Source organism: Micromonospora sp. CNZ286 (assembly GCF_014207755.1).
Genome location: NZ_JACHIZ010000001.1, coordinates 2,987,554 through 3,013,441, shown reverse-complemented (window position 1 = coordinate 3,013,441; position 25,888 = coordinate 2,987,554). Strand labels below are relative to the sequence as shown.

General features: G+C 75.5%; 28 protein-coding genes. 16 read left to right on the top strand and 12 right to left on the bottom strand.

Annotated elements, in window-relative coordinates; translation table 11 throughout:
* Positions 1 to 2: 2 nt before the first annotated feature.
* Complete coding sequence (locus FHX31_RS13530) at positions 3 to 755, bottom strand: dienelactone hydrolase family protein (protein WP_091327565.1); 753 nt, start codon at positions 753 to 755, stop codon at positions 3 to 5.
* 112 nt (positions 756 to 867) lie between these two features.
* Between FHX31_RS13530 and FHX31_RS13525 the strand changes: the two genes are divergently transcribed.
* Both FHX31_RS13525 and FHX31_RS13520 read left to right on the top strand, forming a co-directional pair.
* Positions 868 to 1,266: a DUF2267 domain-containing protein gene (locus tag FHX31_RS13525; RefSeq protein WP_091327562.1), complete on the top strand. Its 399-nt coding sequence runs from the start codon at positions 868 to 870 to the stop codon at positions 1,264 to 1,266.
* A gap of 10 nt (positions 1,267 to 1,276) precedes the next feature.
* Entirely contained in the window at positions 1,277 to 1,537 is a 261-nt protein-coding gene (locus tag FHX31_RS13520; RefSeq protein ID WP_184976350.1) for a hypothetical protein, read from the top strand.
* 3 nt (positions 1,538 to 1,540) lie between these two features.
* Here the strand turns inward: FHX31_RS13520 and FHX31_RS13515 are convergent, their stop codons facing one another.
* Positions 1,541 to 2,470 (bottom strand): diacylglycerol kinase family protein, encoded by a 930-nt coding sequence (locus tag FHX31_RS13515; RefSeq protein ID WP_184976347.1) that lies wholly within the window; start codon positions 2,468 to 2,470, stop codon positions 1,541 to 1,543.
* A gap of 107 nt (positions 2,471 to 2,577) precedes the next feature.
* On the opposite strand from FHX31_RS13515, the gene FHX31_RS13510 reads away from it, so the two are divergent.
* From FHX31_RS13510 to FHX31_RS13490, 5 genes are read left to right on the top strand one after another with little or no spacing between them, the layout of a single operon-like run.
* Entirely contained in the window at positions 2,578 to 4,281 is a 1,704-nt protein-coding gene (locus FHX31_RS13510; RefSeq protein ID WP_184976345.1) for a sugar ABC transporter permease, read from the top strand.
* Between the two features lie 47 nt (positions 4,282 to 4,328).
* Positions 4,329 to 4,880, top strand: coding sequence for a hypothetical protein (locus FHX31_RS13505; RefSeq protein ID WP_151013168.1), 552 nt, complete (start codon positions 4,329 to 4,331; stop codon positions 4,878 to 4,880).
* Between the two features lie 11 nt (positions 4,881 to 4,891).
* Positions 4,892 to 5,434 carry a hypothetical protein gene (locus FHX31_RS13500; RefSeq protein ID WP_184976342.1) on the top strand — a complete coding sequence of 181 codons (543 nt, stop codon included), beginning with the start codon at positions 4,892 to 4,894 and terminating at the stop codon, positions 5,432 to 5,434.
* Positions 5,431 to 6,870: a hypothetical protein gene (locus FHX31_RS13495; RefSeq protein ID WP_486481675.1), complete on the top strand. Its 1,440-nt coding sequence runs from the start codon at positions 5,431 to 5,433 to the stop codon at positions 6,868 to 6,870. The genes FHX31_RS13500 and FHX31_RS13495 overlap by 4 nt, the downstream gene beginning before the upstream one ends.
* A gap of 48 nt (positions 6,871 to 6,918) precedes the next feature.
* Positions 6,919 to 9,660 carry a helix-turn-helix transcriptional regulator gene (locus tag FHX31_RS13490; protein WP_184976340.1) on the top strand — a complete coding sequence of 914 codons (2,742 nt, stop codon included), beginning with the start codon at positions 6,919 to 6,921 and terminating at the stop codon, positions 9,658 to 9,660.
* 3 nt (positions 9,661 to 9,663) lie between these two features.
* Here the strand turns inward: FHX31_RS13490 and FHX31_RS13485 are convergent, their stop codons facing one another.
* On the bottom strand, positions 9,664 to 10,242 hold the full coding sequence (locus FHX31_RS13485) for a TetR/AcrR family transcriptional regulator (RefSeq protein WP_184976338.1): 579 nt from the start codon (positions 10,240 to 10,242) through the stop codon (positions 9,664 to 9,666).
* Positions 10,243 to 10,312: 70 nt separating this feature from the next.
* Here FHX31_RS13485 and FHX31_RS13480 point away from each other — a divergent pair, with 70 nt between their 5' ends.
* Entirely contained in the window at positions 10,313 to 10,858 is a 546-nt protein-coding gene (locus FHX31_RS13480; RefSeq protein ID WP_184976336.1) for a hypothetical protein, read from the top strand.
* A 29-nt stretch (positions 10,859 to 10,887) separates the two neighbouring features.
* Here FHX31_RS13480 and FHX31_RS13475 read toward each other — a convergent pair whose 3' ends face one another.
* The 4 genes from FHX31_RS13475 to FHX31_RS13460 all read right to left on the bottom strand — a co-directional run bounded on the left by FHX31_RS13475 (position 10,888) and on the right by FHX31_RS13460 (position 14,074).
* Complete coding sequence (locus FHX31_RS13475; protein ID WP_184976334.1) at positions 10,888 to 12,114, bottom strand: low temperature requirement protein A; 1,227 nt, start codon at positions 12,112 to 12,114, stop codon at positions 10,888 to 10,890.
* Positions 12,115 to 12,283: 169 nt separating this feature from the next.
* Positions 12,284 to 13,144: a Sir2 family NAD-dependent protein deacetylase gene (locus tag FHX31_RS13470; protein ID WP_184976332.1), complete on the bottom strand. Its 861-nt coding sequence runs from the start codon at positions 13,142 to 13,144 to the stop codon at positions 12,284 to 12,286.
* Positions 13,141 to 13,428: a DUF1905 domain-containing protein gene (locus FHX31_RS13465; RefSeq protein ID WP_013476678.1), complete on the bottom strand. Its 288-nt coding sequence runs from the start codon at positions 13,426 to 13,428 to the stop codon at positions 13,141 to 13,143. The genes FHX31_RS13470 and FHX31_RS13465 overlap by 4 nt, the downstream gene beginning before the upstream one ends.
* 4 nt (positions 13,429 to 13,432) lie before the next feature.
* Complete coding sequence (locus tag FHX31_RS13460) at positions 13,433 to 14,074, bottom strand: DUF998 domain-containing protein (RefSeq protein WP_184976330.1); 642 nt, start codon at positions 14,072 to 14,074, stop codon at positions 13,433 to 13,435.
* Positions 14,075 to 14,207: 133 nt separating this feature from the next.
* Between FHX31_RS13460 and FHX31_RS13455 the strand changes: the two genes are divergently transcribed.
* On the top strand, positions 14,208 to 15,491 hold the full coding sequence (locus FHX31_RS13455) for a sensor histidine kinase (protein WP_184976328.1): 1,284 nt from the start codon (positions 14,208 to 14,210) through the stop codon (positions 15,489 to 15,491).
* The gene (locus FHX31_RS13450; RefSeq protein ID WP_184976326.1) at positions 15,479 to 16,138 is read left to right on the top strand and encodes a response regulator transcription factor; all 660 of its coding nucleotides are present in this window, start codon (positions 15,479 to 15,481) and stop codon (positions 16,136 to 16,138) included. Before FHX31_RS13455 ends, FHX31_RS13450 begins: the two co-directional genes overlap by 13 nt.
* Positions 16,139 to 16,145: 7 nt before the next feature.
* On the opposite strand, the gene FHX31_RS13445 is transcribed toward FHX31_RS13450, so the two are convergent.
* Positions 16,146 to 16,568 (bottom strand): acyl-CoA thioesterase, encoded by a 423-nt coding sequence (locus tag FHX31_RS13445; protein ID WP_013286483.1) that lies wholly within the window; start codon positions 16,566 to 16,568, stop codon positions 16,146 to 16,148.
* Between the two features lie 72 nt (positions 16,569 to 16,640).
* On the opposite strand from FHX31_RS13445, the gene FHX31_RS13440 reads away from it, so the two are divergent.
* Positions 16,641 to 17,384, top strand: a complete 744-nt coding sequence (locus FHX31_RS13440) for an N-acetyltransferase (RefSeq protein ID WP_486481674.1) — start codon at positions 16,641 to 16,643, stop codon at positions 17,382 to 17,384.
* A 13-nt stretch (positions 17,385 to 17,397) separates the two neighbouring features.
* Here the strand turns inward: FHX31_RS13440 and FHX31_RS13435 are convergent, their stop codons facing one another.
* Positions 17,398 to 17,703, bottom strand: a complete 306-nt coding sequence (locus tag FHX31_RS13435) for a DUF1330 domain-containing protein (RefSeq protein ID WP_013286485.1) — start codon at positions 17,701 to 17,703, stop codon at positions 17,398 to 17,400.
* Positions 17,704 to 17,868: 165 nt separating this feature from the next.
* Between FHX31_RS13435 and FHX31_RS13430 the strand changes: the two genes are divergently transcribed.
* Together FHX31_RS13430 and FHX31_RS13425 are read left to right on the top strand one after the other, a co-directional pair.
* Positions 17,869 to 18,831, top strand: coding sequence for a hypothetical protein (locus FHX31_RS13430; RefSeq protein WP_184976323.1), 963 nt, complete (start codon positions 17,869 to 17,871; stop codon positions 18,829 to 18,831).
* Between the two features lie 40 nt (positions 18,832 to 18,871).
* Positions 18,872 to 19,204, top strand: coding sequence for a putative quinol monooxygenase (locus FHX31_RS13425; protein WP_013476672.1), 333 nt, complete (start codon positions 18,872 to 18,874; stop codon positions 19,202 to 19,204).
* Positions 19,205 to 19,254: 50 nt separating this feature from the next.
* Here FHX31_RS13425 and FHX31_RS13420 read toward each other — a convergent pair whose 3' ends face one another.
* Entirely contained in the window at positions 19,255 to 20,100 is an 846-nt protein-coding gene (locus tag FHX31_RS13420; RefSeq protein WP_184976321.1) for a S1 family peptidase, read from the bottom strand.
* 382 nt (positions 20,101 to 20,482) lie between these two features.
* On the opposite strand from FHX31_RS13420, the gene FHX31_RS13415 reads away from it, so the two are divergent.
* Together FHX31_RS13415 and FHX31_RS13410 are read left to right on the top strand one after the other, a co-directional pair.
* Positions 20,483 to 21,928 (top strand): glycoside hydrolase family 10 protein, encoded by a 1,446-nt coding sequence (locus FHX31_RS13415; RefSeq protein WP_071094891.1) that lies wholly within the window; start codon positions 20,483 to 20,485, stop codon positions 21,926 to 21,928.
* A gap of 115 nt (positions 21,929 to 22,043) precedes the next feature.
* Positions 22,044 to 22,976, top strand: a complete 933-nt coding sequence (locus tag FHX31_RS13410) for an NHL repeat-containing protein (RefSeq protein ID WP_013476669.1) — start codon at positions 22,044 to 22,046, stop codon at positions 22,974 to 22,976.
* Between the two features lie 44 nt (positions 22,977 to 23,020).
* On the opposite strand, the gene FHX31_RS13405 is transcribed toward FHX31_RS13410, so the two are convergent.
* Both FHX31_RS13405 and FHX31_RS13400 read right to left on the bottom strand, forming a co-directional pair.
* On the bottom strand, positions 23,021 to 24,595 hold the full coding sequence (locus FHX31_RS13405) for a Na+/H+ antiporter (RefSeq protein ID WP_184976319.1): 1,575 nt from the start codon (positions 24,593 to 24,595) through the stop codon (positions 23,021 to 23,023).
* Positions 24,596 to 24,670: 75 nt separating this feature from the next.
* Positions 24,671 to 25,291 carry an L-threonylcarbamoyladenylate synthase gene (locus FHX31_RS13400; protein WP_013286492.1) on the bottom strand — a complete coding sequence of 207 codons (621 nt, stop codon included), beginning with the start codon at positions 25,289 to 25,291 and terminating at the stop codon, positions 24,671 to 24,673.
* Between the two features lie 96 nt (positions 25,292 to 25,387).
* Between FHX31_RS13400 and FHX31_RS13395 the strand changes: the two genes are divergently transcribed.
* On the top strand, positions 25,388 to 25,765 hold the full coding sequence (locus FHX31_RS13395; protein ID WP_184976317.1) for a hypothetical protein: 378 nt from the start codon (positions 25,388 to 25,390) through the stop codon (positions 25,763 to 25,765).
* The last annotated feature ends 123 nt before the right edge of the window (positions 25,766 to 25,888 follow it).

Genomic DNA, 25,888 nt, shown 5'->3' with positions numbered 1-25,888 from the left:
GGTCAGCGGCGGTACGTGCGGTCGAGCAGGTCGAACAGCGCCGTCCAGTGCCGCTGCGTGGCCTGCTCGTCGTACATCGGGGTGTCCGACTGGGTGTAACCGTGGCGGGCGCCGGCGTATACCTCGGAGCGGTAGGTCACCCCGGACGCGTCCAGCGTCTTCTCCAGCGTGGCGATCTGCTCGGCGGTCATCGACGGGTCGGCGTCGGCGTGCCCGAAGTAGAGTTCGCCGGTCACCGCGCCGACGGCCAGGTGCGGGCTGTCCGGGGCGTCGGTGACCACCCGGCCGGCGTGGAACGCGGCCACCGCGGCGATCCGGTCCGGCAGCGCCTCGATCGCACGCAGCGCGTTCGTGCCGCCCATGCAGTAGCCGGTGATCGCCGCCGGACCCGGCGCGACGTCCGGACGGGCGGCGAGGAAGTCCAGGTAGGCGGCCGTGTCGCGGGCCACCGCGTCCGGCGTCAACGCGGCCATCATCGGCCCGATGCTCTCGAACAGGGCGCCCCGGCGGCTGTCGTCGGCGAGCGCGCCGAGATCGATCAGCGGGGCGCGCCCGGCGCGGTGGAACAGGTTGGGGGCGAGCACCACGTACCCGCGCTCGGCGATCGTGGCGGCCATCTCCGCGACCCGGGGCCGCAGCCCGAACGCGTCCATGAACAGCAGCACGGCCGGAAAGGGCCCGCCGGTCCCCGGCGTGGCCAGGTAGGCGTCGGCAGTTCCGTCGGGGGTGGGCACGTCCACGGTCGTCGGCTGCACTGCCGGGCCTCCTCGCTGCGGGTTCCGCGCTGCAGGCTACCCCCCGGCCCGGCGGCCGTTTGCGGAGGTCCAGCGTGGGAATCCGGCGATCCCGGCGGAGGAAGGCGGCGAGATGGACCAGGACCAGTTCATCGGCGCGGTGGCCCAGCGGTGCGGCGCGTCCGCGGAGCAGGCCACCGCGATCACCCGGGCGACGTTGACCACGCTGGCCGAGCGCATCGACGGCGGGGAGGCCCGCGACCTCGCCGACCGGCTGCCGGAGGCACTGCGGGCGTACGCGTTCGGCCCGGCCGAGGACGCCGAGCCGTTCGAGCTCGACGTGTTCGTGGAGCGGGTGAGCGGACGCGCCGACGTGGACGTGGACGCCGCCCGGGACGGGGTCACGGCGGTCTTCGACGTACTGCGCGACGCCGTCGACCCGGCCGTCTACGCCCAGGTCGTCGGGCAACTCCCGGCCGAGTACGGCGACGTGGCCGACCAGAGCGCCCCGTACGTCCGGCGCTCGGCGTGACGGGCACGCGATGAGCGAGGACGCGCTGCGCCGCCCGCCCGAGGCCGACGCGCAGGAGCAGCGGCAGGACGAGACGCTCGTCGGGCCGCCCGACACGGTCGACGCGGCGGTGCCCGAGGCGAGCGAGGCGGACCTGGCCGAGCAGGGCGTGCTGCGCCCGCCGAGCGACCGGGCCGGCCTGGGCGAGTCGGTGCGCGACGACCTCACCGCCGCCGACGCGGTGGAGCAGAACACGGAGATCCCGCTGCCCGACGAGGACCACTGGGCCTGACGGTCAGTGATCCGGGCTGTCCGCCTGGGCCATCAGCCGCAATGCGTTCGGGTCCAGGCCGATGCGGACCGGCGTCTGCCCGTACGGCTCGCCGTCGACCTCGATGCGGGCCGGCCGGTCGGTGTCCAGCCACAGCTGGCGTACCGCCAGGAACGGCTCGTCGCCAAGGGTGCGGCGGTGGCCGGCCGCCGCGTTGCGCGCCGTCTCGCGCAGCAGCCCGCGCCGGGTCGGCCCACCCACCGGGTACGCGACCAGCAGCCGGTCGTCGGCGGTGGCGTCGGCGGTGATGGGCCGGCCGGCGTGGAAGCCGCCGTTGGCCACGTACACCTGGTGGGTGGTGAACGTGTGCTCGCGGCCCTCGGCGCGGACCGTCACGGCCAGCGGCCGGTGCCGGGCGAGCAGCCCCAGCCCGGTCAGCGGGTACGCGAGCCGCCCGACGACCCGCTTCAGCCCCGGCGGCGCGGCCTGCATGATGTCGGCGGACAGCCCGATCCCGACGTGGTTGGTGAACCGGGTGTCACCGATCAGGCCCAGGTCGACGTCGATCACCTTGCCGTCGGTGAGCACCGCGATCGCCGCGTCCAGGTCGAGCGGGACGCCGACGGTGCGGGCGAAGTTGTTAGTGGTGCCCAGCGGCAGCAGGCCCATCGCGACGTCCCGGTGGGCGAGCAGCCGGGCCGCCGCGCCGACGGTGCCGTCGCCGCCGCCGGTGACCAGCAGGTCCGGCCCGAGGTCGGCGGCCTCGGCGAGTACCCGGTCCAGCTCGCCGGGCCGGTCCACCGGGTACGCGCCGAGCAGCGTGAAACCGGCCGCCCGCAGGCGTGCGTGGACGGTGTCGTACAGCCGGCGGCCGCGGCGGGAGTGGGCGTTGACCACGAGCGCCGCCCGCCGTCGTTCCCGGATCGCCGTCGACAGCTCCTGCTTGGTCCGCACGGTTGCGACCCTATCCGCCGCGGCGGCGACGGATCGGCGCACGGGTGGACGACATCGGTTATCGTCGCGACGGCCATGATCGTCGATCTTCGAGGGTGGATGTCCAGATGAGTCAGCCGGCAGCGCCGCAGGCGACAGCACCAGTGCCCCCGCCCACGCCGCCGTACCGGCCGTCGCGAGTCCTGATCGGGCTGGCGCTGACCGGTCCGGCGGTGATCGCCTGGGTCTGGTCGTACGTCCTGCCCACGCTGTCCACTGCGGCCCGCAGCTTCCAGGCGGACGGGCCGCGCCGCTCGGGCGAGTCGGTCGGCACGGCGAACTACGAGGCCGCCTTCACCGACGGGGTGGTCGGGCAGATCGGGTTCGCGGTGCTGCTCGGCCTGGTCCCGCTGGCGGTGGCGCTGCTCGCCGCGCCGCTGCTCGCCGTCCTCGCCGACCGGGCCGGCCGGGCCGCCCGCCTGGTGACACGGGGCGTGCTCGCACTGCCGCTCGCCGCGTACGCGCCGGTCGCCGTGCTCCTCGGCCTGCGCGCCGAGGGCATCGAGGACGGCACCCTCGCCCGGGACCTGCAGTCCCCCCGGCTGTTCCTCACCTCGGCGCTGGCGCAGGTGACGTTCGGGCTGGTCGTCGCGGTGGCCGCGACGCTGTACCTGAGCGCGCTGCGCCGCCGCGAGCCCGGCGACCGGCCCGCGCCCGCCGTGCTCGCCGTCGGCGGGCTGCTCACCCTGGGCGTTCTCGCCACCGCCCTGCAGACGTACGCCGCCCCGGCGCTGCTGACCGCCGGCGGGCCGCGCGGGGACTCGGCCACCCCGGTGTTCGCCACCGTGCAGGGCGCCTTCCGGACGATGCGCTTCGGTCTCGGATCCGCCACGTCGACGCTGCTGCTGGTGCTGCTCGGGCTGCTCGGGCTGGCCGCGGCAGGGCTCGTCCTGGCCACCCGGCTGCGGATCGAGTTCGACGGCTGGCGGGACCGGCCGGCCGTCGGGGTGGCGGCGTCCTCCCCCGGCCGCCGGCCGCTGTTCGCCGCGCTGGTCGCGGTCGCGCTCCTGGTCGTCGTCGGCGTGACCGTCTGGGCGTCGCTGCCGTGGCTGCGGAACTCCTCCTCCGGCACCGGGCGTCTACCGGCCGCGGTCGAGACCTCGACGGTGCTCGTCAACACCTGGCTGCCGCCGCTGCTGTCCACGCTCGTCGCGGTGGGCGTCGCGGCGCTCGCCGGGTTCGGCATCGGCGCGCTGCGCCCGCTGGGGCGCTTCAGCGAGCTGCTGCTGGTGCCGTTCGCGCCGTGGCTGTTCGTCGGCGTCGGCCCGCTGGCGATCGCCGGCTACGAGCGCACCCAGGAGTCCGGGCAGCTGGGCTCGTTCCTCGGCCTGGTCCCGCCGGTCTGGCTGTCGGTGCCCGCGCTGTTCGCGTTCACGCTGCTCTTCCGGGGCCAGCACGCCCGGTGGCGCTCCGGCGGCGGCACCGGCCGTACGCTGCTCCTGCCGGCGCTGCCGATGCTGGCCGTGACCGCGCTGCCGACCTGGCTGGCGCACGCCCAGGCGCCACTGTGGGCGATGCTCGTGAGCCGGGGTCCGGACAGCATGACCGCGCCGGTGCTGGTGCAGATGCTCGCCGACCGCCGCTTCGGCGCCGACGGCGGGCCTCCGCTGGGCCTGGTCATGCCGCTTCCCCTGCTGGTGCTGTTCGTGCTGCTGTTCGCCGCGCTCATGGTCGGCTACCTGGAGCGGCTCGCGATCCGCGTCGGGCGGCCGACCGACGTGCAGCCGACGCCCGCCGGGGCGGATCCGTCCGTCCGCAAGGTCACCGCGTAGGGAAACCCCCGATTACGGCCGGTGACGACGCGCCTAGCGTCGGAGCCATGGCATCTGACGCGCTCACACCGGCCCGGACCGCCCGTACCCACCGCGCCCGCCTGGCGCTGCCCCTGCTGGTGCTCGCCCTGCTCGCGCCGGCCGGGTGCGACTCCGGCGACGGGATCGTCGACGGCGGGTCGGCCGACACGGCGGCGGGCGAGGACGGCGGCGGCGTGGACGCGGGCGCGGTCGACGGCGTCCGGCCCCCGTGCCCGTTCACCGCCGCCCAGGTCTCCGAGCTGGTCGACCGGAAGCTGCGCGACGAGGGCAACTGCTCGTTCGGCGACGGCATCGCCCAGCTGGCGGTCACCACCGCCTCCGCCACCGCCGGCAAGGCCACCTACGACTACCAGCACGACCAGGCTGGCCAGCAGTACGAGAAGGTCGTCGACCTGGACCGGGGCGAGCGGGGCTACCTCGCGGTCAAGGACGTCCGCGGCGAGGCGGTGCTGATCGACGGCAAGGGCACCTACACGGTGACCATCAGCAGCTTCGGCGGCGGCACCGCGGGCAACGAACAGATCCTGCGCCGTACGCTCGACGCGATCCCGGCCTGAGCGGGGCAGGCATGCGAACCCGCCGACTGATCGCGCTCGCGCTGGCCGCCACCCTGCTCACCGCGTCCGCCGGCTGCGGCGGCGACGAACCGCCGGCCGTCGGTGGCGCCGCACCCGGTGCGGGCACGCCGGTAGCGGATCCGACCGGGGAGGCGCCGACCGAGCCGAGCGCCGAACCGGTGGACGGCGCCGCCCCGGAGCCGTGCGCGCTGGTGTCGAAGGCCGACGCGGAACGCCTCGCCGGCACGCCACTGGACGAACCGGTGGTGGCCGGGCAGTCGTGCACCTACACCGGACCGGTGAGCGGGCCGACCGCCCAGGTCGAGGTGTTCGTGGGCGAGGGCGCCAAGAAGTACCTCGACATCGAGCGGCAGCTCGGGCACGAGATCCGTGAGCTGGCCGGGACGGCCGACGAGGCGCTGCTCACCGCCGAGGCGTTCTTCCTGCGCAGGGGCGAGCTGTGGGTCGCGGTGCGGCTGGTGCGGCTCAACGACCCGCAGGAGAACCGGGCGCCGCTGGAACGGCTCGCCCGTACCGTCGCCGGCCGGATGTGAGGCGGCCCGTGCGCGGCCGGCGGCTGCTCGCGGCCGGCCTGGTGGTGCTGCTCGCGCTGACCGGCTGCGGCGCGTTCGGGCCGGAGCCGGGCCCGGCCGGCGCGGGCGACGGCGAGCAGCCCCGGTACGGGCAGGCCCCGGCGCCGGGGAAGGACGTCACGCTGCAACCGGACGTGGTGCTGGTCGGCGGCGGCAGCCGCACCGTGCGGTCGGTGAGCCCGGACGGCCTGACCTGGCGGCTCGACCCGGGCGCCCGCGACGCCGACCGGCTCGCGCCCGGCCGGGTCATGTTCCTCACCGGACGCGGCGTGGGTCGGGTGCTCGACCTGGCCGAGGACGGCGGCGACCTGGTCGTCACGATCGGCCCGGTCACGCTCACCGAGGTGATCCGGGACGGCACGTTCGGCGGGGACGACGTCATCCTCGACCGCCCTACCGTCTACGTGGCGGGTGAACCGTCGTGGACCCGGGAGGCCGCGGCGGCCGGCGGCACGCTGGGCCGGTCGCGTCCGCTCGCCGTCGCGCCCGCGCAGCCGCCACCCGCGCCGGGCGGCCAGGCGGGCGCCACCGCCCACGGCTACCGGGTGCAGACGTTCTGCTGCGCCGGTGGCGTCGGCACACACTTCACGTACGACGACGGCGGGCTCCGGCTGGCCGGCACCGTGACGCTCACCGTCGGCCGCCCGGCCGCGTCGTTCCACCTGGCCGTCGGCGCCGGCCGGGTGAACCGGGCCGAGCTGGAGATCGGCGGCGGCTTCGGCATCAAGGTGGACTTCACCGCCGGCATCGACGGCGGGCAGAACCACCGCCGCACGTTCCCGGTCCCGGTCGACATCGCGTTCCCGATCGGGCTGGTCGCCGGCCTGCCGCTGTCGTTCACGGTGAGCCAGACGCTGGAGGTGGCCACCGCGTTCGGCGCGCGCCGGGGCACGTTCCGCGGCGCCGGCGAGTACGCGCTGGCCGGCAAGCTCGGGTTCGGCTACGCCGACGGCCGGGTGGGCTCGCGCGTGACCGAGGGCTTCGCGCGCCGGGCCAGCCTGCTCGACTCGCTCACCGGCGTGCCGGTCGGCGTGATGGGCCTGGTCGTCCGGCACGGCGTGCGGTTCACCATGGGGATCAGCGCGTTCCTGTTCACCGCCGGGATCTGGTTCGAGCTGATCACCTCGTACGGCGCCACCATCGGTTCCGCGCTCGGCGCGCCGTACGCGCTGTGCCGGGGCGTCGGGCTCGGCGTGCGGGCGCGGTTCGGGATCGGCTACCGGATCCTGGAACCCGTCGTCCAGGTGATCAACAAGTTCCTCAGCCTGCTCAGCCCGTCCCGGGCGCCCCGGATTCCGCCGATCGTGGCGTCGGGCGGGCCGAGCTGGAGCGCCGACGTCTACCGCAACCAGGAGGTGATCCCGCCCGTCTCGATATGCGGACAGCTTCCGGGCTAGGCCGCGCCGACGCTGGGTTCGCGGGCGCCGCTGTGCCACCATCCCGCCATGGACGCCGCACTGGTCGGCCGCGACGCGGTCGTCGAGCGGGTGTGGCGTGCCCTGACCTCCGGTACGCCGGTGCTGCTCGACGGCCCGAGCGGCATCGGCAAGACCGCGCTGTGGCGGGCAGTGGTCGCCCACGCCGGGCGGACCGGCTGGCGGGTGCTGTCCGCCGCGCCCACCGAGGCCGAGACCGCGCTGCCGTACGCGGCACTCGCCGACGTGCTCCGCCCGCTCGCGGACGCGCTGCCGGGGCTGCCCGCGCCGCAACGGGTCGCCGCCGACATGGTGCTGCTGACCGGCGAGTACGACGGCGCGGTGGACGAGCGGGCGGTGGGCGCGGCCACCCGTACGCTGCTCGACGCGGCGGTCACCGACGCGCCCCGGGTGCTGCTCGCCGTCGACGATCCGCAGTGGCTGGACCCGCCGAGCGCCCGGGCGCTGCGGTTCGCGCTGCGCCGGCTGACCCGGTGGCCCGCCGTCCTGGCCACCCACCGCGCCGGGGACAGCCCGCCGGTGCCGGTGCCGCTCGGGCTGGACGACGACCCGACCGGACGGCATCCGCTGCTGCGTGCCGACGTACCCCCGCTCTCCCCGCCCGACCTGCACCGCGTCCTCGCCGCCCGGCTCGGCGGCACCCTCAGCCGTCCGCTCACCGACCGGCTGGCCCGCGACGCCGACGGCAACCCGTTGCTCGCGATCGAACTCGCGCGGGCGGTGCTGCGGCTGCCCCGCCCGCCCGCGCACGACGAGGACCTACCCGTACCGTCGTCGCTGCGCCTGCTGCTCGCCGGGACGCTGCGGGCGCTGCCCGGCCCGAGCCGCGACGCGGTGCGGCTGGCCGCGCTGCTGACCGTGCCGACGCTGCGGGACCTGGCGGCGGCGGGAGTGCCGGCCGGGGCGCTGGACGCGGCCGAGGACGCCGGGCTGGTCGTGGTCACGGCGAGCCGGATCGACTTCGCGCACCCCCGGTACGCGGCGGCGGTGCGCGAGAGCATCCCGCCGGGCGCCCGGCGGCGGCTGCACGCGCTGCTCGCCGCCGCTGTCGCCGACCCGGACGAGCGGGCCCGGCACCTGTCCCGCTGCACTGTGGCGCCGGACGCCGCCGTCGCCGCCGACCTGGCCGCCGCGGCGGCCCGGCAGCGGATGCGCGGCGCGTCAGCGCTCGCCGCCGACTGGTACGCCCGGGCGGCCGAGCTGACCCCGCCGTCCGCGACCGCCGACCGGAACCGGCGTCGCCTCGACGCGGTGCAGTGCCGCATCGACAGCGGCGACTACGCGGCGGCCGGGCGAGCCGCCGAGGCGGCGGCCGGCGAGCTGACCGGCGCCGAGCGGGGCGAGGCGCTGCTGTTGCGCGCGCTCGTCGCGTGGTGCGCCGACGACCTGGTCACCGCCGTCCGGGTCGCCGAGCAGGCGCTCGCCGCCGCCGGGCCGGACGGCGACCTGGCCGGGCGGATCCACACCCACCTGACCATGTTCCACGACCAGCCGGAGCCGGCCCGCCGGCATGCGCGGGCCGCGATCGCCCGGCTGTCCGACCGCGACGAGCACCGCCCGCTGCTCACCGCCGCGCTGCTGCTGCTGTTCTTCCACGAGGTACGCGCCGGCGGCCCGGCGCCCACCGAGCTGCTGGACCGGGCACTGTCGCTGGAGGGCGGTGAGCCGTCCTTCCTGGCCGGTTCGGTGCCGGCGATCTGGTGGAAGTCGGTCGACGACCACGACCGGGCGCGGGCCCGGCTGCACGTGATGCTGGACCTGGCGGTGGCGCGCGGCGACGACCCGCTGCGGCACGAGGTGCTGACCCACCTCGGCGAGACGGAACTGCTGGCGGGGCGCTTCGCCGAGGCCGGTACGCACATCGCCGCCGCCCGCGACCTGGGTGAGCAGCTGGGCACCGGGCTGGTGGGCGAGAGCTGGCTGGCCGGTGTGCTCGACGCGCACCGGGGACGGCTGGCGCAGGCGGGCACCGCCGCCGCCGGGCTGCGCCGCGACGACGACCTCGGCGACGCCTGGAGCCGGCGGCTGCACCACCAGCTCACCGGGCTGGTGGCGCTGGCCTCCGGGGAGTGGGCCACCGCGGCGACGGCGTACGGCGCGCTCGCCGCCGACCTGGACGGGTCGGGCATCGCCGAACCGCTGGGTCAGCGCTTCGAGCCGGACTGGATCGAGGCGTGCGTGGGCGCCGGTGACCTGGACACCGCGCACGCCGCGCTGGACCGGCTGGCGCGGCGCCACAGCCGGCTGCCGCGCCCGTGGACGACGCTCGGGCTGGCCCGCAGCCGGGTGCTGCTGGCCGGGGCGACCGGGGCGGATCCGGGCGCGGCGCTGGACGCGCTGACGCAGGCCAGGGCGGCGGTGCCGGAGGCGGTGCTGCCGCTGGACCGGGCCCGCTGCCTGCTCGCCGCCGGCCGCACGTACCGGCGGGTGCGGCGGCGGCGGGAGGCGCGGGCGGCGCTCGACGCGGCGGTGGCCGAGTTCGACGCGCTCGGCGCGTCCGGGTTCGCCGACCGGGCGCGGGCGGAGCTGGGCCGCATCGGCGCCCGCACCCCGGCCCCGACGACGCTCACCGCGACCGAGGAGCGGGTCGCCCGGCTCGCCGCCCGAGGCCAGACCAACCGGCTCATCGCCGACGCGCTCTACATCAGCCCGAAGACTGTGGAGGCCAACCTGGCCCGGGTCTACCGCAAGCTGGGCATCGCCAGCCGCGCCGAGCTGGGCGCGGCGATGGGACGTCCGCCGGGCGACTGACCGTCAGGGCGCGGCGAGCGCGTCCAGGTGCGCGCCGAGCAGTTCCCGGGCGCGCCGGGGCGGCATCCGCTCGGGGTGCAGCAGCGCGTGCAGCGCGAGCCCGTCGAGCAGGGCGTGCAGCCCGGCGACCGCCTCGGGGTCGGCGGCCGGCTCCCCGGTGAGCAGGACGACCGCGAACTCGACGGCGCGGCGGATGCCCTCGTCGGCCTCGGTCGTCCGGGCGCGCGCGGCCGGGTCGGTCCGGGTACGCGCGGCGAGCAGCAGCCACACCTCGGCCTCGCGGACGCGCTGACGGTCCAGCGGCAGCAGTTGTTCCAGGATCCGCTGGGCGACCTCGCGCGGGCTGCCGGTGCGGTCCCCGGTGGTGATCCGCTCGGCCGCCTCGGCCTGCACGTGCTCCATGGCGAACACCAGCAGCTCGGTCTGGGTGGCGAAGTAGTGCCGCAGCGCGCTCGGTGACCAGCCCGCCTCGGCCGCGATGCTGCGGACGGTGGCGGCGCCGACGCCGTCGCGGTAGACGACCCGCCACATCGCCCGTGCCAGTTCGGCACGGCGCGCGTCGTGGTCGACGATCTTGGGCACGGGCCCCTCCGGAACCTGGTCGACGAGCGCTGTTACGGTTATCGCACAGCGTACTAAAAAAGGAGGGCACATGCTCGTGGCAGTGATCGTCGGATGCGAGGTGGCGTTCTGGGTGGTGCTGCTCGCCGGCCTGATCGCCCGGTACCCGCTGCGACGGCCCCGCCTCGGCGCCGCCCTGCTGATCGCCGTGCCGGTGGTCGACCTCGTGCTGCTGGCAGCCACGATGATCGACCTGCGCCGGGGCGCGACCGCCACGTTCGCCCACGGCCTCGCCGCCGCGTACCTCGGGTTCTCGGTGGCGTTCGGGCACAGCATGGTGCGCTGGGCCGACCAGCGGTTCGCACACCGGTTCGCCGGCGGCCCTCCCCCGAGCCGGCCACCCCGGTACGGGATGGCGCGGGCCCGGCACGAGTGGCGGGAGTGGGGCAAGGGCATGATCGGCTGGGTGGTCGCCTGCGCCGTGCTGCTGGCCGGCATCGCCGTGGTGGGCGACAGCGAGCGCACCGCCGAGCTGTGGGCGTGGACCGGCCGGCTCAGCGTGGTGATGGCGGGCTGGCTGGTGTTCTGGCCGGTCGCGTACACCGTCTTCCCGAAGCGGGCGCCGCGCGACGCGTAAGGATCACCGACCGCGCCGGCGATCCGGCCTCAGAGCGGTCGATGCGCGTCGGTGACCCCCGGCCGTCCGGCGGCGGCCGGCTCACCGAGCCGATCGACGGCGATCGCGGCCAGCAAGAGCCCGGCCAGCGCCGCCAGCGCCAGCGGTGGCGGCAGCACCGTCCCGAGCGCGGCCAGCGGCAGTGCCGCCCCGGCGACGGCGAGCCGGGCCGGTCCGACCGGCTGCCCGGTCAGCCGGCGGAACAGCAGCCGCCCGGCCAGGTAGACGGCCGCGCCGCCGAACAGCGCCACCGCGGCGGAGCGGTCCAGCCGGGGCCCGGCCTCCGGGTCCGCGACGTGCTCCAGCACCTGTTCGATACCCAGCGCCAGGTAGATGACGCCGGCGACCAGCAGCAGATGGGTCTGGCTGTAGGCGTCCGCGGCGATCCGGTCCCGCTGCGCCGGCGACGCGGCGGCGAGCGCCCGGGCCGCCGCCGGGGACGTGCGGTGGAAGTACAGCCACCAGAGGCAGGCGGTCACCACGAAACCGACGAGCGCCACGGCGAGGACCGGCGGCTCGGTCACCGCCGAGGCCGCGCCCACCCCCGCGGCCACCACCGACTCCCCCAGCGAGATGATCAGTACCAGGCCGTACCGCTCGGCGAAGTGCGTCGGGCTGCGCAGCGGCCAGGCTCCCCGGCGGGCGTACGACAGCCGTTGACCGGCCACCTCGACGGCGAAGCCCAGCACCCACAGCACCGCGTGTGCGGCCCCGTCCAGCAGCGCGCCGAGCAGCAACGGCACCCAGCCCACGGCGCTGACGAGCGCGAAGAACCGGATCCGGGCGCGCAGCTCCGGGTCGTCCGCGGCGGCCCAGTGGAACAGCGTCAGGTGCACCACGCGCAGCACCACGTACGCCAGCACGACGATCAGCGGCCCGTCCAGCCCCGGACCCGGCGTCCACGCTTCCGGCATGGCGAGCGCGGCCAGGAACAACGCGGCCATCGCGATCAGGAACCCGCCGCGCACCACCCCGACGTCGGCGGGCGTGTGGTTGCCCAACCAGGCGTACGACAGCCACGCCACCCAGAGCAGCACGAGCAGGAGCATGCCCTGGGCCATCGTGGTCAGGGTCGGGTGCGGCTCGATCAGCGCCATGATCCGGGTGAGCGCGAAGACGAAGACCAGGTCGAAGAAGATCTCGAAGGGGGTGACCCGGCGCTGGTCCGGCCCCGGCCGGGGCGGGCGCAGCCGCCCTCGCACCCGTTTGCGTGCCACGTCCGCCGCCCTCCGCCGGTCCACCTCCTGCGCCGACGGTAGGCGGCCCCGGACGGGCGGTCGGGTGTTTCCCGCGATCACGCCCGGCGCGGTCTGCCGGACCGGTGCCCGCTGAGCGGCACGACGAGGCGGCGCGGCCGGGCTGTCAGGCAGGGCGGCGGCGGGCGGCTCAGCCGGCGTCGGCGTCCGGCCAGGCGGCGCGGACAAGCGCGGGCAGCACCTCGCCGGCCGGGCCGCGCAGGTTCACCGCGCAGATCGCGTCCAGCGGCGCCGGCACCGGGTTCACCTGCACCACGGGCGCGCCGAGACGGGCCGCCACGAGCGGGATCTCGGCGGCCGGGTGCACGAGCGCCGAGGTGCCCACCGTCAGCAGCAGGTCGCAGCCGGACGCCGCCTCGACCGCTGCGTCGAGCGCGGCCGACGGCAGCGCCTCGCCGAACCACACCACCCCGGGCCGCACGGGCGCGCCGCATCCGGCGCACGCGGGCGGGGTCAGCGGCCCGTCGTGCGGTTCCGGCGCATGCGGCTCCGGCCCGCCGGGCGGTTCCGCCTCGTCGTGCGCCTCCGGACTGCCGAACGACACCGGCGCGTCGGAGGGCGGCGGCAGGTCGGACGGCAGCGGCGCGGGCCGGGCGCAGGCCGAACAGCGGGGCGCGAACAGGCTGCCGTGCAGGCGTACCGGGGCCGGCACACCGCCGCGCTCGTGCAGGTCGTCGACGTTCTGCGTGATCACCACGGTCTCCGGGCACCGGGCCCGGATCGCGGCCACCGCCCGGTGCCCCGGGTTCGGCCGGGCCCGGCGCACCCCGTGCCGGCGTGCCTCGTACCAGCCCCAGACCAGCGCCGGGTCGGCCCGGAACGCGGCAGGGGTCGCCAGCTCCAGCGGGTCGTACCGCTGCCAGAGCCCGGTCTGGGCGTCCCGGAACGTCGGCACGCCGCTCTCGGCCGACATGCCGGCCCCGGTGAACACCACCGGCCGCCGGGCGGCGGCGAGCAGCCGGCCCGCCTCGGCCAGCTCCGGCCCGGTCACACGTCCACCGTCAGCCGCACGTCGACCCGGTCGCCCAGCTCGATGCCCTCGGCCCGGCGCGCCGCGACCCGCAGCGGCACCACGTACCGGCCGTCCTTGGGCCACAGCGACGTCCGCCAGCCGGTGTCACCGATGCGGACCGTCACCGGGATCATGCCCCAGCCGTAGGTGACCGACGCCGAGGCGGCCTCGATGGCCGCGCTCTGCTCGTCGGGCACTGTGACGAAGTGGTACGGCGCCGGGCCGCGCCAGAACCACACCTCGCCGCTGAACGCCAGCTCCATCCGGTCAGGATAGGGGCCGGGACCGACGCGACCGCAGCAGCCGCAGCCCGGTCACCGTCACCCAGGCGAACAGCGGGAACACGGCGACGCGTTTCATGCCGCCCACGCCGATGCCGGCGTCCACCCGGGACAGGAACAGCACGGTGCCGGCCAGGCCGAGCAGGCCCAGGAGCGCGCTGACGGTCCGCAGCTCGCGCAGCAGCGGCGACCGGCCGAGCGCGGCGGCGAGCAGCGCCGCGTTGCCGAGCGCGAAGACCAGCAGCGCGCCGAGCACGTGCAGGTTCTCGTCCACGTCGGCCGGGTGGAGGCCGGCCAGCACGTACCCGGATCCGGCGGCCGCTGCCGACGCGACGGTGACGGTCGCGGCGCGGCCCGGGCGCAGCGCCCGGTGTGCGAGCAGCGCGCCGAGCGCGAGCAGCAGCCCGGCGCCGACGAACACGGCGTTCATGAGCGGGTGCCACGGCGAGCAGACCGGACGCGGGCGGCTGCTGTCCCACACGCCGCAGGTCACGTTGCCGAGGTCGCTGATGTTGTGCTCGGCCCAGCTGAACCGGGGCTGCTCCCAGGCCAGGCCGACGACCACGTTGGCGACGAGGAACGACACGGCGGCGAGCAGCCAGCAGGCGCCCGCGAGGCGGTTTCTCATCCGCCGAGTGCACCGTCCCGGGGCATCCCGGCGCACGGGGCGTGGCGGGCCGGTTCGAGGTAGGGCCAGGCCTACCCGGAGAGCGGGGTCCAGCCGGCTGGGAAGCACGGCGTGGCCTGGCTAGCGTCACCGCATGACCGTTGATCACGGGCTGGCCGGCGCGTTGCGCCGCCGCCGCTACCTGCTGTCCGCGTGGCCGTGGCGGGCACTGGCGTACGCCGTCACGACGCTGCCCCTGGCCGGCGCGGCGGCGCTCGGCGCGGCGGTGGTCGCCGCGCCACTGCTGCTGGTGGCCGGCGCGCTGCGGCGGGGCCGCCCGGTCGACGCCCCGGCGCTGGCGGTGCTGGCCGTGCTGGCGCTCGCGGTGGTGGCGCTCGCCCCGCTGGCCGGCGCGCCGGTGGCTGCCGTCGAGCGGTGGCGCCTCGGCCTGGTCGACGACCGCCCGGTGACAGCACCGCGGTGGCGTGGGCTCGCCGCCCGCCTCACCACCGCCGCCGGGTGGCGGGAGGCCGCGTACCTGGCCGTGCTGGGTGTGGCGGTGCCGCTGGCGTACGGAACGGTCGGTCTGCTCGCGCTGCTGGACGCGGTGCTGATCGCCGGTCCGTGGCTGGCCGGCGGCGAGGACCGGATCGTGCTGGTCTGGGCCACAGTCGACTCCCCGGCCGAGGCGGTGCCGTACGCGCTCGCCGGTCTGCTGGCGGTCCCGGCGCTGGTCTACCTGGCCGGCCTGCTCGTAGCGGTCCAGGCGACGGTGGCCCGCCTGCTGCTCGACGACGCGCCCGCCGGTACGGCGCTGCGCGAGGTGACCCGGTCCCGGGCCCGCCTGGTGAGCGCGTACGAGGCGGAGCGCCGCCGCATCGAGCGGGACGTGCACGACGGCGTGCAGCCGCGCCTGACCAGCCTCACCCTCCAGCTCGGGCTGGCCCGCCTCGACGTGCCGGACGACTCCCCGGCGGCGGGGCCGCTCGCGGCGGCGCACGAGCAGGCCAAGGAGCTGATGGTGACGTTGCGCGGGATCGTCCACGGCATCCGTCCGGCGCAGCTCACCGAACTCGGCCTGGCCGCCGCCGTCGGTGACCTGGCCGCCCGGTCGGTCGTCCCGGTCGCCGTGCACGCCGACCTGACCCGCCCGGTGCCGGAGCTGGTGGAGACCACCGCCTGGTACGTGGTCTCGGAGACGCTCGGCAACGTGGCCCGGCACGCCGGGGCCACCCGGGCGCAGGTGCGGCTGATCCGCGACGAACGGCTGCTGGTGGTGGAGGTGTGCGACGACGGCCGGGGCGGCGCCGACCCGGCGCGCGGCACCGGCCTGACCGGGCTCGCGGACCGGGTGGCCGCGGTGGACGGGCGGCTGCTGCTGTCCAGCCCGCCCGGTGGGCCTACCCTCGTGCGGGTGGAGCTGCCGTGCCGTCCGTGATCCGGGTCGTCCTGGCCGAGGACGAGGTCCTGCTGCGGGAGGGCCTGGTGGGCCTGCTGACCCGGTTCGGCTTCGCGGTGGACGCCGCCGTGGGCTCCGCCCCGGAGCTGCTCGACGCGGTCCGCACGCACCGGCCCGATCTGCTGGTGACCGACATCCGGATGCCGCCGCAGCACCGCGACGACGGCCTGCGCGCGGCGGTCACGCTACGCGCCGAGCGCCCGGACCTGGCCGTGGTGGTGCTCAGCCAGCACGTGCAGAGCGGGTACGCCGCCGCGCTGCTCGACAGCGGCGACGGCAACCGGGTCGGTTACCTGCTCAAGGACCGGGTGGCAGACGTCGCCGAGTTCGCCGCGACGCTGCGCCGGGTGGCGGCCGGCGGCACCGCCGTCGACCCGGACGTGGTGCGGCACCTGCTGCGCCGCCCCCGCGACCCGCTCGGCCCGCTGTCCCCCCGGGAGCGGGAGGTGCTGGGGCTGGTCGCCGAGGGCCACTCCAACGCCGCGATCGCGGCCCGCCTGCACGTCACCGAGGCGGCGGTGGGCAAGCACGTGGGCAACATCCTGGCCAAGCTCGGCCTGCCGCCGGACGAGGACACCAACCGGCGGGTGCTGGCAGTGCTCGCCTGGCTGCGCGCGACGCGCTGACCGGGCGTTACAGGCTCATCGGTCCGGGGTCGGTGGCCAGCGCCCGGAACCGCTCGCGCGGGTCGGACACGAGCCGCCGTGCGGTGAGGTCGAGCAGCCCGCCGACGCCGCTGACCGATGCGACGGGGGTGCCGTCGGCCCGGGTGAACTCCTGGCCGATCCGGAACGTCTTGCCCTCGCCCCAGTGGAACTCGCAGGTCACGTCGACCTCGTCGCCGCCGCGCAGCTCCCGCAGGTAGCGCACCGTCACCTCCAGCGCGACCGGCCCGACGCCGCCGGCGAGCAGCCGGTCCTGGCCGATGCCGGACGCGCGCAGGCACTCCCAGCGGGCGTGCTCGGCGTACTGGAGGTAGACCGCCTGGTTGAGGTGCCCCTGCGTGTCGAGTTCGTAGCCGCGCACGGTGACGCGTACCCGGAACGGATCTGCCATGCCGGCAGCCTAACCAGGGGCGCAGCGGTAATCCGCGTGCGGTCCGGGCCGCGCGGCCCTAGCCTGCCCGGCGTGACCCTGGAGATCGCGACACTGGCGCAGCGGCCCGACCTGGCGCCGCTGCTGGACAACGACTTCGACGGCGCCTGGCCGCCGTTCATGCTCTGGGATCCGATGGGGGCGCTCTACTACGGCGTCGCGCACGAGCTGCACCCCGAGTTCGTCTTCGCCGCCGTCGACCCGGCCGAGCCGGGCCGGGCCGTGGCCCGGGGGTACGCGGTGCCGCTGCGCTGGACCGAGGACGAGCTGCCCGACGGCGGCTGGGACCGGGTGATCCAGCGGGCCACGCTGGGCCGGCTCACCGGGTCCACTCCGAACCTGGTGTCGGCGCTGGAGATCTGCGTGCGCCCGGACCGGCGCGGCGGCGGGCTGTCCGGGCTGATGCTCGCGGCCATGCGCGCGGCGGTGGCCCGCGCCGGCTTCGACACGCTGGTGGCGCCGGTGCGCCCGAGCGGCAAGGCCGCCGTCCCGGACGTGCCGATGACCGAGTACGTGGCCCGGCACCGCCCGGACGGGCTGCCGGCCGACCCGTGGCTGCGGGTGCACGTCCGCGCGGGCGGGGTGATCGAGCGGATCGCGCCCCGCTCGATGACGGTGACCGGCACGCTCGCCGACTGGCGGCGCTGGACCGGGCTGCCGTTCGACACCTCCGGCCCGGTACGCGTGCCCGGAGCGCTGACGCCGGTGCTCGTCGACGCCGACCACGACCACGCCGCGTACGTCGAGCCGAACGTGTGGGTGCGGCACCGGCTCTGAGCGGGCCCGCGGGTCAGGCCGGCCAGGCGTGCCCGATCCCGTCGAGCAGCAGCACGACGCCCTCGGTGGCCGCCTCCCGGTCCCGGGAGATCTCCCGGTACTCCGGCGAGGTGGACCAGCGCTCGAAGTCCTCGCGGCTGTCGAAGGACAGGAGCACCGCCTTCTGGTGCGGCCATTCCCCCTCCACCACGCGGGGGGCGGTGTCGGCGGCGAGCAGCTTCCCGCCGTATCGGGCCAGCACCGGCGGGAAGGCCGCGGCGTACCTGTCGTAGCGCGCCCGGTCGTGGATGGTGAGCTGTGCGAGGGCGTAGACGGTCACCGGCTCAGGCTACCGACCGCCCGACGGCTGCGGCCTCGTCCGTCGGGCCGGATCCCGCACCTCGCGAGCCGGGTCGACTGTCCGGTGTGCTCTAGCCATTATGGCCCTGACCTGCGAATACTGATAGCAGGTCCGCGCGGCGTGGGGGGAAAGAGGTGGGGCACGATGATCGAGCAGGAGACCCAGCCGGAGGCCATACCCGAGCCCCGGAACGCGCCGGAGGGCGGGCCGTCCCGGCCCGCCGCGTCGGTTCCCGGTGCGGTGTGGCAGGTCCGCGTACGGACCAAGCTCGACGACCTGTACCAGCAGCTCGCGGTGCTGTCCCCGCGCGACCCCGAGCGGGCCGAGGCGCTGCGCGCGCAGCTGTCCCGGGTGGAGGTGGTGCTCGGACGCAGCGGCGTGGTCGAGTGGTTGCGCGGCGGCAACCTGGAGTACGCGTGGCAGACGATCCACTCGGTGGAGCGGGCCATGGTGGCGCTGCGCAGCACGGACGAGCTGACCGGGCTGCTGCCCGCGTACCGCAGCGCGGCGGCGCAGGTGCTGCCCGCCGACGACAAGGTGCTCACCGACCTCGACCCGTCGGCCGGCGCCCCGTCCGAGGCGCTGCTGCGCGCCCGGGTGCAGGCGCTGCTGCTGCGCTACCACTCGGCGTCCGACGAGTTCCACGAGTCGGCGCGCCGGCTGCGCAACCGGATGCTGGGCCTGTCGGTGTTCGCGCTGCTGGCGGAGGTCCTGGTGGTGCTGGTGCAGTGGCTCAGCCACGACATCCGGCTGCTGGAGGCGCCGACCGACGCCGGTGGCGTACCGGCCTGGCGGCTGTTGTTCTTCGTGCTGATCGCCGGGGCCCTCGGGGCGTTCCTCAGCGCGCTGCCGTCGATGATCACCTCCCGGTCCGGCGGGCTGCCCTACAAGCTGCCGTTCCAGCAGGGGCTGCTCAAGCTCGCCGTCGGCCCGCTGGTCGCGGTGGTCGGCATCATGCTGGTCATCGGCGGCCTGGTGGAGACCAGCGTGAGCAGCACCGCCGCGCTGCTGGGCCTGGCGATCGTGTTCGGTGCCGGGCAGCAGGCGGTCACCGCGTTCGCCGACCGGCGGGCGGCCGAGCTGCTCGGCCCGGCGGCCAAGAGCTGATGCCGCGCGGGTGGCCGCCGGCCCTGGGTAGCCTGATCCCATGATCTTCATTACCGCCAAGTTCCGGGTCCGCCCGGAGGACGCCGACCGCTGGCCGCAGATCGCCGCCGACTTCACCGCCGCGACCCGGGCCGAGCCCGGCTGCCTGTGGTTCGACTGGTCCCGCAGCCTGGACGACCCGACCGAGTACGTGCTGGTCGAGGCGTTCCGAGACGACGAGGCGGGCGCCGCGCACGTGCAGTCGGAGCACTTCCGGACCGCCCAGCGCACGTTGCCGCCGCACCTGGCCGAGACGCCCCGGATCGTCAACGTGACGGTGCCGCAGCAGGACTGGTCGCGCCTGGGCGAGATGGCGGTGCCGGGCGACGCCTGACCGGGTGACCGGTCCGGCGCGGGCGGCGGTCGTGCCGCCCGCGCGGCCGGTCAGGGGATGGTCAGGCCGTACGCGGCGAGGATCTCCAGGATCGGCTGGTAGTAGCTGGTGCCGCCGCTCGCGCAGTTGCCGCTGCCGCCGGACAGGACGCCGATGACGGTACCGGTCGCCGCCACGTAGAGCGGGCCGCCGCTGTCGCCCGGTTCGGCGCAGATGTTCGTGCGGATGAGCCCGGTGACGCTGCCCTCGGCGTAGTTGACGGTCGCGTTCAGCCCGGTGACGGTGCCGCACCGCACGCCCGTGGTGGCGCCGCTGCGGCAGACCGCCTGCCCGACGTACGCGCTGCCCGCGGCGGTGACGGTGACCTGCCCCGGGTAGGTGTGGATCGCGCTCGGGTGGGCGACGGTGCCGGTGTAGCGGACGACGCCGTAGTCGTTGCCGGGGAAGCTGCTGCCGGTCCGGCTGCCCAGCACCGTGGTGCGGGCGCTGTCGGCGTACCAGGTGGCGGCGAGGCGGGTGCAGTGCCCGGCGGTCACGAAGTACCAGGTGGCGCCGCTGCGCACGTTCGCGCCCAGTGAGCAGCGCCCGCCGCCGCCGTGGATCGCCTGACCGCCGGCGATGAGCGTGCGCAGCCGCCCGGGTTCGTGGCGCAGCACCGCGCCGGCCCGGTCGGCGGTCCGGCGCAACGCGGCCAGCTCGCGCCCGCGTACCGTGTCGTCGGCGGTGACTGTCAGCCGGCCGGTGGCCGGGTCGTGCCCCCAGGCGGTGCCGGGCGTGCGGATCGCGGCGAGCGCGGCGGGCTCGGGCGGCGGTGCGGCGGCGCCGGCCCGGGCGACCGCCGGGGTGCCGGCGAGCAGGGCGGCGAGGACGAGTACGGCGAGCGCGGGTCGGCGCATCCTCCAGGACCTCCTCCATCGTCTACGGTCGATTCGTCAAGCATCGGCCCGGCGACGCGATCGACTCAACCGGCAGAACCGGCGCTCCCCGAAACTTCCGGAGCCGCGCCGGGCGGCACGCGCGTGCCCGCCTACCGCCCCCGCCCGGGATTCCGCCCGTTCGCCCGGTGCCGCGTGCCCCGATGTCGACGTATCGAGGTGATTAAGTTTTCGGAACGCTTCCGGTAGGCTCCGGGCAGAGATTCGCTTCGATCCACTCACGATGTGCCGGGGATCCACTCCCCCACCTGGCGCGGCCACCGGGCGGCCGCGCGGAGCCGACATCGTGGCGGGCGGTGGCCGAGGCGAGCCGATCCCATTGACAGGCTAGAGAGGCGTTCAGATGGACAAGGTGCTCGCCCGCGGCAGCGGGAGCGCGGCAGCCCGGTCACGCCCGCGGACCGCTGTGGTCGCGATGGTGGCGGGGGCCGCGGTGGTCGCCGCCACGATAGCGGCGGCGACCAGCGCCAGCGCCGGTACGACGCTCGGCGCGTCGGCGGCGGAGCAGGGCCGGTACTTCGGCACGGCGGTGGCGGTGAACAAGTTGTCCGACAGCACGTATGTCGGCATCCTGAACCGCGAGTTCAACATGGTCACCGCCGAGAACGAGATGAAGTGGGACGCCACCGAGCCGTCCCAGAACCAGTTCAACTTCAGCAGCGGCGACCGGCTCGTCGCGCACGCCCAGGCCAACGGCATGCGGGTACGCGGACACGCGCTGGCCTGGCACTCGCAGCAGCCCGGCTGGGCGCAGAACATGTCCGGCAGCGCGCTGCGCCAGGCGATGCTCAACCACGTCACCCAGGTCGCCACCCACTACCGGGGCAAGATCCACTCCTGGGACGTGGTGAACGAGGCGTTCGACGACGGCAACAGCGGCGCCCGCCGCAACTCCAACCTGGAGCGCACCGGAAGCGACTGGATCGAGGCCGCGTTCCGTGCCGCCCGCGCCGCCGATCCGGGCGCCAAGCTCTGCTACAACGACTACAACACCGACAACTGGTCGTGGGCCAAGACCCAGGCGGTCTACAACATGGTGCGGGACTTCAAGTCCCGGGGCGTGCCGATCGACTGCGTCGGTCTCCAGTCGCACTTCAACAGCGGGTCGCCGTACCCGAGCAACTACCGCACCACGCTGCAGAACTTCGCCGCGCTCGGCGTCGACGTGCAGATCACCGAGCTGGACATCGAGGGTTCGGGCAGCAGCCAGGCCACCACGTACGGCAACGTGACCCGGGACTGCCTGGCCGTGCCGCGCTGCAACGGCATCACGGTCTGGGGCATCCGGGACACCGACTCCTGGCGGGCCAGCGGCACCCCGCTGCTGTTCGACGGCAGCGGCAACAAGAAGCAGGCGTACACCGCCGTGCTGAACGCGCTCAACGAGGGCGGCACCCCGCCGCCCACCACCGCGCCGCCGACCAGCACGCCGCCCACCTCGGCGCCGCCCACCAGCACGCCGCCGACCAGCGCGCCGCCCACGACTCCCCCGCCGACCGGCGCCTGCACCGCCACGCTCACCGTCAACCAGTGGCCGGGCGGCTTCGTCACCAACGTCCGCATCACCGCGGGCTCCTCCGGACTCAACGGCTGGGCCGTGTCGCTGACAGTGCCCTCGGGCTCGGCGATCACGAACACCTGGAGCGCCCAGGCCAGCGGCACCAGCGGTGCGGTGACCTTCCGCAACGTGGACTACAACCGCCAGGTCGGTGCCGGTGGCACCACCGAGTTCGGCTTCCAGGGCACGGGTACCGCGCCCTCCGGCACGCCGGCCTGCGCGGCCGGCTGACAGTCGACGTGACCCGGCACGGGGCCACCGTGCCGGGTCGCGTCCCGGGCGGGCAGCGGCCCGCGACCGTACAGTGGGGTAGGTCCTGTTCCACCGTTTCGCCGGAAGGACCACAGTGAACCGACGCATCAGGACCGCCCTCGGCGTCGCCCTGACCGCCGCCCTCGTCACCACCGCCGTCCCGGCCCCCGCCACCGCCCACGACCGCCGCCCGAGCGTCATCGCGCTGCCCGACGGCTTCCAGCCGGAGGGCGTCGCCGCCGCCGGCCGGTACGCCTGGTTCGGGTCGCGGGCCACCGGCGAGATCTACCGCGCCGACCTCATCACCGGAGCGGGCCGGCAGGTCAGCCCCGCCACCGGCACCCCCTCGCTCGGCCTGAAGGTCGACCCGCGGGGCCGGCTCTTCGTCGCCGGCGGCACCGCCGGTGACGCCCGGGTGATCGACACGCGCACTGGCGCCGTGCTCGCGAGCTACCGGTTCGCCGACGCGCCGACGTTCGTCAACGACGTGGCGCTCACCCGCGACGCCGCCTGGTTCACCGACTCGAACCGGCCGGTGCTGTACCGCCTGCCGCTGGGGCGCGGTGGCACGCTGCCGCCCGCCGGCGCCTTCACCACGCTGCCGCTGACCGGCGACTTCCAGCAGACCGGCACCGGCATCAACCTCAACGGCATCGCGCCCACGCCGGACGGGCGGGCGCTGATCGTCGTGCAGTCGAACACCGGCACGCTGTTCCGGGTGGACCCGGCCACCGGCGTCACCACCACCGTCGACGTGCCGGGGAGCACGTTCGTCAACGGCGACGGCCTGCTGCTGCTCGGCCGCACGCTGTACGTGGTGCAGAACCGGCTCAACCAGGTCGCCGCGGTCGAGCTGAACCGCGCCGGCACCACCGGTGTGCTACGCCGGGTGCTCACCGATCCGGACTTCGACGTGCCGACCACCGTCGCCAGCGCCCTCGGACGGCTCTACCTGCCCAACGCCCGGTTCTCCACCCCGCCGACGCCGGCCACCCCGTACACGGCTGTCGCCGTCGACGCACGCTGAGCGGGCCGCCGCCTGCGCCGGACGTCCGGCGCGGGCGGCGTCGCTCACTCCTCCATCTCCGGGCCGAGCAGCCGGATCTCCTCGATGTCGATGGCCGCTTGGAGCTGCCGCAGCACCGCGTCGTCGATCTGCCTGGTGTTGCGCAGCCGGGTGATCTCCTGCCGCTTGTGGTCGAGCACCCGAAGCCGCAGCCGGCGGGCCATCTCCCGCTCCGCCTCCGCGTCCTCGCCACCCGGGTCGCGGGCGTCGGCCAGGTGGTCCTCGTAGTCGGCGCGCAGCCGGTCCACGGTGTCCTGGGTGGCGCCCACGTCGCTGGCGGCCCGGGGCAGCGCCTCCAGTGCCGCCTCGGTGGCCCGGATCCGGGCCCAGCGCACCTCCTTGTCGCGTTCCCGGTCGCCGGTCAGGCCGGCCCAGCTCACGACCGCGGGAAGCGTGGTGCCCTGCACCAGCATGATCAGCACGATCACCACGACGGTGACGAAGATGATCAGGTCACGTTCGCGTACCGGGCTCCCGTCGTGCATGGTGACCGGCACGGCGAGCGCCGCGGCGAGCGAGACGGCGCCCCGGAAGCCGGCCCAGCCCACGGCGGTACGCATCCGGCCGTCGAAGTGCCGTGCCCGGCTCGACTCCCGCCGGTCCACCCGTTGCAGCGCCGACACCGACAGGTGCACCCAGAGCAGGCGGATCGCCACCACGACCGCTGCGACGAGCACCGCGATGCCGAGCGACGCGGTCGGCGAGTGGCTGGTGATGCTGCGCAGCGAGCGCGGCACCTGCGTGCCGAGCAGCACGAACAGCCCACCGTTGATCATGAAGGTGGAGAGGTCCCAGAACGCGAACGCGGTGACCCGGGAACGGGCCCGGATGACCCGGGGCGCGGCGTACGACAGCAGCAGCCCGGACACGACCACCGCGAGCACCCCGCTGGCGTGCACCGCGTCGGCGAGCAGGAACGCGACGAACGGGGTGAGGATGCTCAGCCCGCCCTCGCGCATCGGGTCGTCCACGTGCTTGCGGATCAGCACCACGACCGCCCCGACGAGCAGGCCCGCGGCCACCCCGCCGGCCGACTTGCCGACGAACTCGCCGCTGAGCGTCAGCGCACCGGGCACCGTACCGCCCGCGACCACGCCCGCCGCCACCGCGAACAGCACGAGCGCCGTACCGTCGTTGACCAGGCTCTCCGCGCGCAGCGTGGTGAGGATGCCGCGCGGCATCCGTTTGGCCAGGCCGGCCACGGCGGCGGCGTCGGTCGGCGCCAGGACGGCCCCGAGCACCCACGCGGCGGCCGGCTGCACGCCGAGGGCCTGCGCGGTGTACGCGACGGCGACCATCGTGACGATCACCAGCACGACGGCGAGCCCGACGATCACCGTGAGGTTGGCCCGGATCTCGCGGAGGCTGATGACCAGACTCTCCCGGTAGAGGATCGCCGGAAGGAACAGCACCAGCACGACCTCGGGTTCGAGGATCAGGTTCTCGAACGGCGGCAGCAGGCCGATCAGCGCGCCCATCGCGATCAGCAGGACCGGCGGCGCGACGCTGTAGCGACCGCCGATCGTGGTGCCGACGAGCACGGTGGCACCCAGCACCGTGATCAGCACGAGTGCTTCCACGCCGTACCCCCGTCACCGTCCGCCGGGATCACGGTGCCCTACGGCGGCGGCCCGGCGGGGCGGAACGGGTGATCGTTACTCGAAGCGGGCCGGGTCGCCGGCGCCGCGGCGCAGAATCTCCGGCTCGGGGCCGGACAGGTCGACCACTGTGGTCGGCTCCAGCCCGCAGTCCCCGGCGTCGACCACGGCGTCGACGAGGTGGTCGAGCCGTTCCTTGATCTCCCAGCCCTGGGTCATCGGCTCGTCCTCGCCGGGCAGCAGCAGCGTGCTGGTCAGCAGCGGCTCACCGAGTTCGGCGAGCAGCGCCTGGGTCACGGTGTGCCGGGGTACGCGCGCCCCGACCACCCGGCGCCGCGGGTCCTGCAACCGGCGGGGCACCTCGGCGGTGGCCGGCAGCAGGAAGGTGTAGCTGCCCGGGATGACGGACTTGACCTGCCGGAAGACCGCGTTGCTGAGCTTGACGAACTGGCCGAGCTGGGCGAAGTCGGCGCACATCAGGGTGAACGGGTGCCGGTCGTCGAGCCGCCGGATCTCCCGGATCCGCTCCACGCCGTCGCGGTTGCCGATCCGGCAGCCGAGCGCGTAGCAGGAGTCGGTCGGGTAGGCGATCACCCCGTCGGCGCGCAGCAGGTCCACCACCTGCCGGATCACGCGGGGCTGGGGGTTGTCCGGATGCAGGTCGTAGTACCTCGCCACGCCGGCCAGCCTATGTCCACGCCCCGGCGGGCGCAGGTTTGGCCGGGGCGGTTTCCGGAAACAGGTGGGGGCCGTTCACGACAGGGGGACCGAATCATGTCCGAAGCCAGCACAGACCGCGTCGCCGACCGCCCCGCGGAGGTGACCGATCCGCTGCTGTGGGACCTGGCCGCTGCGGTGGCCGACGCGCACCAGCCGGACGCCGAGCGCGTCTGCACCAGCCCGAGCTGCGTCGGGGCGGCGTGGCCGTGCGCGGCCTGGAACAACGCGCAGGCGGGGCTGAGCGCCGCCCGGACGCCGCGGCAGTCCGCCGCGCCCCGGCAGTCCGCCGGCTCGTCGCAGTCCGCGTCGCGGCCGGTCGCCGGACAGCCGGTCGCCGGGCAGCCGGGCGCCGGTCGAGCCGGTGCCGCCGGTGAGCCGGGCACGGCTGCGGCACGCACCGACGTGCAGAGTCTCGCCGCCACCGCCGCCTGACTCAGCGTAGGCGTACGCGTCCTCGCGCCGCCCCCGGCCGCCTCGGTCGGGGGCGGCGCTTCGTGCGGGCCGTCGACGCTGGTCAGGGCGCTTCGCGAGGTGACCGGAGGGCCTTCCGTGAGC